The organism is Burkholderia sp. E168m23 (genome assembly GCF_016586125.1).
Taxonomy (GTDB): Bacteria; Pseudomonadota; Gammaproteobacteria; order Burkholderiales; family Burkholderiaceae; genus Burkholderia; species Burkholderia orbicola.
Window position 1 is genome coordinate 1 of the sequence record NZ_BCPP01000450.1, and the last position, 5631, is coordinate 5631.

Consider the following 5631-nt stretch of genomic DNA (forward strand, 5'->3'; position numbering starts at 1 on the left):
CGTGTTTCAGTCCGTCGATCACATCCAGCAACGCCTGCCGCAACGCGATCACATCGACGTTTGCGCCCGGCCTGGCCGCGCCGCGCGCATCGACGGCCTGCGCGTCGGATTCGACCGGCTCCGCCGCGGCCCGCTCGCTGCCCGGCGAATCGAGCCGATTGCGCGCGCCGTTGATCGTGAAGCCCTGCTCGTACAGCAACTCGCGAATCCGCCGGATCAGCAGCACTTCGTGATGCTGGTAATACCGCCGGTTGCCGCGCCGCTTCACCGGCCGCAGCTGAGTGAATTCCTGTTCCCAGTAACGCAGCACATGTGGTTTGACCCCGCATAGTTCGCTGACTTCGCCGATCGTGAAGTAGCGCTTCGCGGGAATCGGAGGCAAGACGACTTTCTCAACCGTGGTGGTCATCGTCGGTTAACCGTCGGTAAGGGTGCGCGGCGGCCGCGCGGGGCGTGGGCGCGCGTATTACTCCGCGCCGTTTTCGACCAGCGCCTTCAACTTCTGGCTCGCGTGGAAGGTTACCACCCGGCGGGCCGCGATCGGAATCGCCTCGCCCGTCTTCGGATTGCGGCCCGGACGCTGCGGCTTGTCGCGCAGCTGGAAATTGCCGAACCCCGACAGCTTGACGCTTTCGCCGTTTTCGAGCGCATCGCGGATCACTTCGAAAAACGCCTCGACCATGTCCTTCGCTTCACGCTTGTTCAGCCCGACGCTGTCGAACAGCAGCTCCGCCAGTTCCGCCTTCGTCAGCGTCGGCGTCTCGGTGGACGCCGGCGCCGACGCGTCGCGGTTCATCGCGCTGCGTTGCGCCGTCAGGAGGGCTTCGAATTCACTCGAGGTCATGTCGTTCATATCTGCCATACAGCGCGTTGAATCAAAACTTACGATGGAAAAAAGCCGCCCGCGAACGGGCGGGCCCTCTCCTTAGCCGCGCAGGCGCGCACCGGCACGAGCCATTCGCTCGACCAGCGTCTGAATCGCCTGATCGACGACCTCGTCCTGCAGCGTGCCAGCCGCGTCCTGCAGCGTCACGCGGAAGGCAAGGCTCTTCTCGTTCGCGGCAAGACCACCGGAAGTATTTGATTTTGCACGAAATTCGTCGAAGAGTACAACCTTCTGAACGAATCGGCAGGCCTCTTCGGCAAGCGCCTTCTTCATTTCGTCGAAAAGTGCCTGAACCTCGACCGCCTGATCGACGACAACGGCGATATCGCGACGGACCGGCGGGAATTTCGACACATCGGTCGGCGCGGGCAGCGTACGGGCAATCAGCGCATCCGCGTCGATTTCGAACATCACCGGCGGGTGCGGCAGCTCGTATTTCTGCATCAGGCGCGGATGCAACTCGCCGATCCAGCCGACCGCGCGGCCATCGACTTCGATCCGTGCGCTGCGGCCCGGATGAAGGGCCGGATGCTCGGCCTTCACGAAACGCGCAACCGCCGGCGCGAGCAGCGCTTCGAGATCGCCCTTCACGTCGAAGAAATCGACCGCGCGGGTCGCCACGCCCCACTGCTCGTCGAGTGCCGGACCGTACGCCAGCGCGCCGACGCGCTTCGGCTGCGCATGACCTTCGACCGCCAGCTCGCCAGCCTTCACCGACGGATCGGCGACGAACACGCGCCCCGATTCGAACACGCGCACGCGATCGGCGCGGCGGTTCAGGTTGTGGCGCAGCACGGCGATCAGGCTGCCGAACAGCGTCGTGCGCATCACCGAAAGCTGGCTCGCGATCGGGTTCAGCAGGCGGATCGGGTTGTCGTTGCCCGCGAAATCGTGCTCCCACTCCGCATCGACGAAGCTGAAGTTGACGGTTTCCGCGTAGTCGCGCGCGGCGAGCGCGTGACGAATATCGTGGATCGAACGCCGCGTCTCGTGGGTCGCGCGCATTTCGCTCGTCGCGACCGGCGGCCGCGCCGGGATCTTCTCGAAACCGTAGATGCGCGCCACTTCCTCGATCAGGTCTTCCTCGATCTCGATGTCGAAGCGGTGCGACGGCGGCGTGACGAGGAACGCGTCGTCTTCACGCTCGAACGGCAGGCCGAGGCGCGTGAAGATGTCCGCGATCTCGTCGGCGTCGATCTTCACGCCGATGATGCGGTTCGCGCGCGACACGCGCATCTTCACCGGCGCGCGCTGCGGCAGGTTCACCGCCTGATCGTCGACCGGACCGGCCTTGCCGCCGCAGATCTCGAGGATCAGCTGCGTGATGCGCTCGACGTGCTCGACGGTCGTCGCGTAATCGACGCCGCGCTCGAAGCGATGGGCCGCATCGGTCGAGAAGTTGTACTTGCGCGCGCGGCCGCGGATGCTGTCCGGCCACCAGAACGCGGCTTCCAGGTAGATGTTGGTCGTATCGAGCGTGACGGCCGTGCTGTCGCCGCCCATGATGCCGGCCAGGCTTTCGACCTGACGGTCGTCCGCGATCACGCCGACCGTTTCGTCGAGTTCGACCGTGTTGCCGTTGAGCAGCTTCAGCGATTCGCCACGCTTGCCCCAGCGCACTTCGATGCCGCCGTGGATCTTGTCGAGATCGAACACGTGCGACGGGCGGCCGAGTTCGAACATCACGTAGTTCGAGATGTCGACGAGCGCGGACACGCTGCGCTGGCCCGAGCGTTCGAGGCGCTCGACCATCCACTGCGGCGTCTTCGCATGCGCGTTCACGCCGCGGATCACGCGACCCGAGAAGCGGCCGCACAGATCGGGCGCGGCAATGCGCACCGGCAGCGTTTCGTCGAGCTCGACGTTCACCGGGCGGATGTCGACCGGCGTCAGCGGTGCGCCGGTGATCGCGGCCGTCTCGCGCGCGATGCCGAACACCGACAGACAGTCGGCCTTGTTCGGCGTCAGCTTGATTTCGAAGATCGTGTCGTCGAGATTGAGGGTCTCGCGGATGTCCTGGCCGACCGGCGTGTCTTCCGGCAGGATCAGCAGCCCGCTGTGATCTTCGGACAACTTCAGCTCGCGCGCCGAGCACAGCATCCCCTGGCTCTCCACGCCGCGCAGCTTCGACAGCTTGATCGCGAACGGCTTGCCGCCCTCTTCCGCCGGCGGCAGTTCCGCGCCCACCAGCGCGACCGGCACCTTGATGCCGGGCGCCACGTTCGGCGCGCCGCAGACGATGTTCAGCGTCGCGCCGGTGCCGGCGTCGACCTGGCAGACATTGAGCTTGTCCGCATCCGGATGCTTGACGACTTCGAGCACGCGGCCCACGACGATCTTCGACGTCGGCGGCGCAGCCTTGCTCAGCGATTCGACTTCGAGCCCCGCCATCGTCAGCGCGTGCGACAGCTCGTCGGTCGTCAGCTGCGGGTCGACAAAGGTTCTCAACCAGGATTCAGGGAATTGCATGGATGTCTACGTTCGAAACAGGTTAGATCGACGCCCGGGCCCCGTCGGAAACGTCCATCGGGGGCGTGCGCGGGCACAGGTCGGCGCGGCGAGCGGCGTTATGCGAACTGGCGCAGGAAACGCAGGTCGTTCTCGAAGAACAGCCGCAGATCCTGGACGCCGTAGCGCAGCATCGTCAAGCGCTCGAGGCCGCTGCCGAACGCGAAACCGATGTAGCGCTCGGGGTCGAGGCCCATGTTGCGGATCACGGTCGGATGCACCTGCCCCGAGCCGGAAATCTCGAGCCACTTGCCGGCGTTCTTGCCTTGCTCGAACATCATGTCGATCTCGGCCGACGGTTCCGTGAACGGGAAATACGACGGACGGAAGCGCACGAGGATGTCGTCGCGCTCGAAGAATTTTTTCAGGAAGTCGGTATAGACGCCCTTGAGGTCGGCGAAGCTGATGTTTTCGTCGATCCACAGTCCCTCGACCTGATTGAACATCGGCGAGTGGGTCGCATCGCTGTCGACGCGATACGTGCGGCCCGGCGCGATCACCTTGATCGGCGGACGGTTCATGCGCGCGTAACGCACCTGCATCGGGCTCGTGTGCGTGCGCAGCAGCAACTGGCGGCCGTCGGCATCCTTGCCTTCGACGTAGAAGGTGTCCTGCATCGAACGCGCCGGATGGTTCTCCGGGCTGTTCAGCGACGTGAAGTTGTACCAGTCGGTCTCGATTTCGGGGCCGTCGGCCACGTCGAAACCGATCGAGCCGAAAATCTGTTCGACACGCTCCCACGTGCGCATCACGGGGTGCAGGCTGCCTGCGCCGGCGCCGCGGCCCGGCAACGTCACGTCGATCGCTTCGGCGGTGAGGCGCTGATTCAGCAGCGCGTCGGCCAGTGCCTGGCGACGGGCGGTGAGCGCGGCTTCAACCTGCTGCTTCGCGACGTTGATGCGTGCGCCTTCGGTCTTGCGTGCTTCGGGATCGAGCTTGCCGAGGCCCTTCAGCAACTCGGTCAGCGCACCCGATTTGCCGAGAAATCGTGCTTTCTCGTTTTCGAGCGTGGTGATGTCGGCAGCCTGTTCGAAGGACTGCTGCGCGTCGGCGACAATCTGGTCCAGATCCATAGATCCCATCATTTCCAACGTCATTCGGTCTTGGCGAGCGAAAGTGCCTCGCCAAACAAAAAAGGGGCTCGGAAGAGCCCCGTTTTCGCTGCAGCGGCCGAGACTACCGGAACCTCGCTGCAACTAACCACGCAGTGCTAATTTCGCAATTAGGCTGCAACGGCGGCTTTCACCTGCTTGACGATCGCAGCAAAAGCAGCCTTGTCGAACACCGCCATGTCGGCCAGCACCTTACGGTCGAGTTCGATCGACGCCTTCTTCAGGCCGTTGATGAACACGCTGTAGGTCATGTCGTGCTGGCGAACTGCCGCGTTGATACGCGTGATCCACAGTGCGCGGAACACACGCTTCTTGTTGCGGCGATCGCGGTACGCGTACTGACCAGCGCGCATCACCGCCTGCTTGGCGATGCGGTAGACGTTATTGCGGCGGCCGCGATAACCCTTGGCCAGGTTGATGATCTTCTTGTGGCGGGCCCGTGCGGTTACCCCACGTTTGACTCGAGGCATGTTTCTCTCCTTGGAGTATCAGTTGAGGGGTTACGCGAACGGGAGCATCGCGCGGACGGAGTTCAGATCGGAATCATGAACTGCCGTTGCGCCGCGCAGATGGCGCTTGTTCTTCGTGGTTTTCTTGGTCAGGATGTGACGCTTGAAGGCTTGACCGCGCTTGACGGTACCGCCCGGACGCACCACGAAGCGCTTTGCAGCGCTCTTCTTGGTCTTCATCTTAGGCATGACGAACAACTCCAGTTTATTAGATGGCGATGGGTGTGCGGTTGGCTTACGCCCTTGACCCGCCCTTCGAAACCCAGTCCACTTGTGTACGGCGAACCGCTTGCGCAGCCGCCGTCATCGTTGGCGCGCCGCCCTGACCGGGCAACGCGCCGAACCACTGTCGAACCTGCGCGCGATGCGCGCGGGCCCGTTACTTCTTTTTCTTCGGCGAGAGCACCATGATCATCTGGCGCCCTTCCATCTTCGGCATCTGCTCGACCTGGCCGACTTCCTCGAGATCCGTGCGCAGACGCTCGAGCATCCGCATACCGATTTCCTGGTGAGCCATTTCACGGCCGCGGAAACGCAACGTGATCTTCGTCTTGTCGCCCTCTTCGAGGAAGCGCACGAGATTGCGGAGCTTGACGTTGTAATCCCCGTCATCGGT

General features: G+C 63.7%; 7 protein-coding genes. All 7 read right to left on the minus strand.

Translation table 11 applies throughout. The features are described 5' to 3' along the window. A partial coding sequence (locus tag JMF90_RS21700) for a MerR family transcriptional regulator (RefSeq protein WP_054927674.1) occupies nt 1–409 on the minus strand: 409 nt, incomplete at its 3' end. A gap of 57 nt (nt 410–466) precedes the next feature. After that, nucleotides 467–853: an integration host factor subunit alpha gene (locus JMF90_RS21705; RefSeq protein ID WP_006486093.1), complete on the minus strand. Its 387-nt coding sequence runs from the start codon at nt 851–853 to the stop codon at nt 467–469. Nucleotides 854–925: 72 nt separating this feature from the next. Continuing rightward, the gene (pheT, locus tag JMF90_RS21710) at nt 926–3355 is read right to left on the minus strand and encodes a phenylalanine--tRNA ligase subunit beta (protein WP_069232554.1); all 2430 of its coding nucleotides are present in this window, start codon (nt 3353–3355) and stop codon (nt 926–928) included. A gap of 98 nt (nt 3356–3453) precedes the next feature. Continuing rightward, entirely contained in the window at nt 3454–4467 is a 1014-nt protein-coding gene (pheS, locus tag JMF90_RS21715; RefSeq protein WP_006486107.1) for a phenylalanine--tRNA ligase subunit alpha, read from the minus strand. Between the two features lie 149 nt (nt 4468–4616). Further along, complete coding sequence (gene rplT, locus JMF90_RS21720; RefSeq protein WP_004192938.1) at nt 4617–4976, minus strand: 50S ribosomal protein L20; 360 nt, start codon at nt 4974–4976, stop codon at nt 4617–4619. A gap of 30 nt (nt 4977–5006) precedes the next feature. Then, a complete protein-coding gene (rpmI, locus tag JMF90_RS21725; protein WP_004191477.1) occupies nt 5007–5204 on the minus strand; it encodes a 50S ribosomal protein L35 in 198 nt (65 codons plus the stop codon). A gap of 190 nt (nt 5205–5394) precedes the next feature. Continuing rightward, on the minus strand, nt 5395–5631 hold a 237-nt coding region (gene infC, locus JMF90_RS21730), incomplete at its 5' end, for a translation initiation factor IF-3 (protein WP_201325417.1).

What these genes read in the sequence shown, in the direction of transcription:
- JMF90_RS21705 (WP_006486093.1), bottom strand. Translation starts at nt 853, where the DNA reads ATGAACGACATGACCTCGAGTGAATTCGAAGCCCTCCTGACGGCGCAA.
- pheT (WP_069232554.1), bottom strand. Translation starts at nt 3,355, where the DNA reads ATGCAATTCCCTGAATCCTGGTTGAGAACCTTTGTCGACCCGCAGCTG.
- pheS (WP_006486107.1), bottom strand. Translation starts at nt 4,467, where the DNA reads ATGGATCTGGACCAGATTGTCGCCGACGCGCAGCAGTCCTTCGAACAG.
- rplT (WP_004192938.1), bottom strand. Translation starts at nt 4,976, where the DNA reads ATGCCTCGAGTCAAACGTGGGGTAACCGCACGGGCCCGCCACAAGAAG.
- rpmI (WP_004191477.1), bottom strand. Translation starts at nt 5,204, where the DNA reads ATGCCTAAGATGAAGACCAAGAAGAGCGCTGCAAAGCGCTTCGTGGTG.